The 3,169-nt window shown below is 71.9% G+C and carries 1 protein-coding gene and 1 pseudogene; both read right to left on the bottom strand.

From position 1 onward, the window contains the following. Positions 1-31 precede the first annotated feature (31 nt). Positions 32-679, bottom strand: a pseudogene (locus tag EHS43_RS41130) (protein kinase); the annotation flags it as partial. Between the two features lie 144 nt (positions 680-823). Further along, on the bottom strand, positions 824-2,950 hold the full coding sequence (locus EHS43_RS41125; protein ID WP_125195622.1) for a serine/threonine-protein kinase: 2,127 nt from the start codon (positions 2,948-2,950) through the stop codon (positions 824-826). Positions 2,951-3,169 lie beyond the last annotated feature (219 nt).

Raw genomic sequence — 3,169 nt, 5'->3', positions numbered from 1 at the left:
GCTATGACCCGGAGCCCCATTCCCCCGCCTCGGCGGGCACCGGGTCATAGCCGCACAGGGCCTCCTCGGCCGCGCCGACCGCGAGGCCGGTCAGCATGACCCGGCCGTCGTCGCAGACCAGTACCGTGCGGGCGGTGATGTTGCGGTGCACCCAGCCGTGGGCGTGCAGCACCCGCAGCGCCATGAGCACGTCGGAGGCGACCTCGGCCGCCCGGTACGGCGTCAGCGGCTTCTCCACGAGCAGTGACGCCAGCGACCGCGCGGCCACCATCTCGCTGACGACCCAGAGCGAACCGCCCTCGGCGAACACGTCGAAGACCTGGTCGAGGCGCGGATGGTCGGGGATCCGGGCGGCGGCCTGCGCGGCCTCCACGGCCCGCCGCACGGCAGGCTCGGTGGGCCGGCGTGCGCCGCGCCGCCCCGGGGTGCGGCGCGCACTGTCGGGGTCCCGGGCCGTGAACCCGTCGGGCAGGCCCTCCGCGTCGAGCACCTCCGCCTCGACGACCTCGGGCAACGGCACCTGCCTGACCAGGACTTCCTGCCCGCTGTAGGTGTCGAAGGCGCGGGTCTCGGTGAGTTCGTACTCGTCGGACGGGGGCAGCGGCAGGCGGTAGCGGCCGGCGAGCACCCGACCCGCATAGTCGTCCACGTTGCCTCCCCCGGCCGTTCGGTTGGTCAATTCCGTTCGCCTCGCGGCACGTTCCTCATCCGAACCTGGATGCGGACGGTCCGCAAACACTCACGATACGTGCCGGAGGCAACCCGCAAAGAGGGGATTCCATATCTCAGGGCCCAAACACATGACCGTTCACCGCACAGCGCTTCACGACTTCGGTTCGAAGGTGCGGGCGAGCGTCTGCCATGTGTCCTTGCGCAGCTCAGTGCCCCAGTTCGCGGCTTTCGCCGTGTACATCAAGGCATATCCGAGATGGTCATTGACGACGAATCCACGGTCGATCGTCCGGTACTTCGTCCCACCCTCCACATAGGTGAACTCCCAGTCGGCCGTGTTCCAGCCCCGGTAGTCCACCTTCTCTATGCGGATCTTGGTGTACTGCGACCGCCGCATGCCCTGTTCCTGGTTCTCCCAGTCCGCCACCGGGTCGCCCTTGGGCGTACTGGTCCAGGCGACGAGCAGCTTCTGCCCGTCGGGCCCGGTGAACCGGTCGCCCGCGGAGCTGCTGGTCCGGAACTTCCACCCCTCGGGCAGCCCGATCGAGTATCCCTGGCCCCCCTTGTACGTCGAGGCCACCGAACCGTCGTCGGCGGAGCCCCCCGAACCGGAGGACCCTGTCGAACTCCGGCCGCTCTCCTCGGTACTCGGCGTGTTCGCGGACCCGGAGCCCGACTCCGACGACGAGGCAGACCCGCCGGTGGACCCGTCGGTGCGGGTGCCCCCGCTCTCGTCCTCCTTGGTGTCGGCGCTGGTGCTCGCGCTCGCCGTCACCCCGGTGCCGCCGCCCTTGGCCCCGTCGCTGCCGTCGTCACCGCCGAGGGTCAGCGCCAGCACGGTACCGAGGACCGCCAGCGCCACGACCACCGCGATGATCACCAGCGTCCGCCGCGGCACCACGTCGGTCAGCGGTGCCCGCGGCACCGGCCTCGGCGCCAGGTCCGGCGGCGGGGTCATCACGGGCCATCCCGAACTCCGCCCACCCGAGGCCGCGTCGGTCTGGCGCGTCTTCCCGTCCCGGACCGCGGCCGCCCCACTCGAAGCAGACGCCGTCGCCGAGGTGGAAGCCGACGCGTCCTTCTCCCGGGACGCGGAGGACGCCGAGGAAGCCGGAGAGGCCGAAGCAGCCGGGGAGGCGGCAGCCGCCGCAGCAGCCCCGGAACCCTGGGCGGCACCCTTCCCGCCACCCGCATCCGCGGGACCGGAACCCGCCTGGCCCGAACCCTCCGTGCCCGAACCCGCCGTACCGCTCCCGGACTTGGCGCGGGACGCGACCGCGGACGTCGCCGCCGCACCGGCCACCTTGCGTACGGAACGCAGCGCCCCGCGCAACCGCTCGCCGCCCGCACGCTCCTGCGGCTGCGCCGGCAACGGCACCACCCGGGTCGCGTCGGCCGCCGGCTCCGGCTCGGCCGCCTTCGGCTCGGGTGCGTGGATCACCTCGGTGAGCATGGCCCGCGCACGGCTGTCGTCGAGTCGCTGGGCGGGGTCCTTGGTGAGCAGGCCGTAGATGACGTCCCTGAGCGGACCCGCGTTCTTCGGCTCCTCCAGCGGTTCGGTCATCACCGCGGTGAGGGTCGCGATCGCGGACCCCTTGTCGTACGGCGGGGCGCCCTCGACCGCCGCGTACAGCAGTCCGCCGAGCGACCACAGGTCGGCAGCGGGGCCCGGCTTGTGCCCACGGGCCCGCTCCGGGGAGATGTAGGAGGGGGCCCCGACGAGCATGCCGGTGGAGGTGATGGACGGGTCGCCCTCGACCTGGGCGATGCCGAAGTCGGTGAGCACGACCCGGCCGTCCTCGGAGATCAGCACGTTGGACGGCTTCACGTCCCGGTGCAGGATGCCCTCGCGGTGCGCGGACCTGAGCACGTCGAGGATCGCGAGGCCCACCTCCGCCGCGCGCTTGGGCTCCAACAGCCCGTCCTCCCGGATGACCTCGGCGAGCGACTTGCCCTCGACGAGTTCCATCACGATCCACGGCCGGTCGTCCTCGTCGACCACGTCGTACACGGTCACCGCGCTGGTGTTGCGGATCCGCGCGATCGCCTTGGCCTCACGCAGCGTGCGCGTGATCAGCCGGCGCTTCTCGTCCTCGTCGATGCTGGACGGGAACCGGAGTTCCTTGACGGCCACCGTCCTGCCCAGGGTCTCGTCCTCGGCGCGCCACACCGTGCCCATGCCTCCGCGGCCGAGCACTCCTCCCAGCCGGTACCGCCCGGCGAGGAGACGCTCGCTCTCGTCCTGCCGGGATGCTCCCGCCCGCTCCGCGTCCGACATGCGTCCCCTCATGAACCCGCCCTGACAGAGCCTCCATTGTCCCTCACCCGACAAGTGCCCAACGCCCAGGGTGCCCCTGACTCCCCCTCGCCCGCGGCACGGCCCGGCGAGGTCGGCACACAGGTCCCGCCGGCCCATGGCCACCCTCAACACACAGTTCCCGCACGCTTACAGTCGCGTCACCCCCTAAGACACCGGCCGCCGCCGACACCCTTCCGC

Source organism: Streptomyces sp. RP5T, from assembly GCF_003933965.1.
In the GTDB taxonomy this organism is placed as follows: Bacteria; Actinomycetota; Actinomycetes; order Streptomycetales; family Streptomycetaceae; genus Streptomyces.
This window is presented reverse-complemented; position numbering and strand designations above follow the sequence as displayed.

Bases quoted from the DNA above. Each gene is read 5' to 3' on its own strand.
- EHS43_RS41125 (WP_125195622.1), bottom strand. From the start codon at position 2,950: ATGTCGGACGCGGAGCGGGCGGGAGCATCCCGGCAGGACGAGAGCGAG.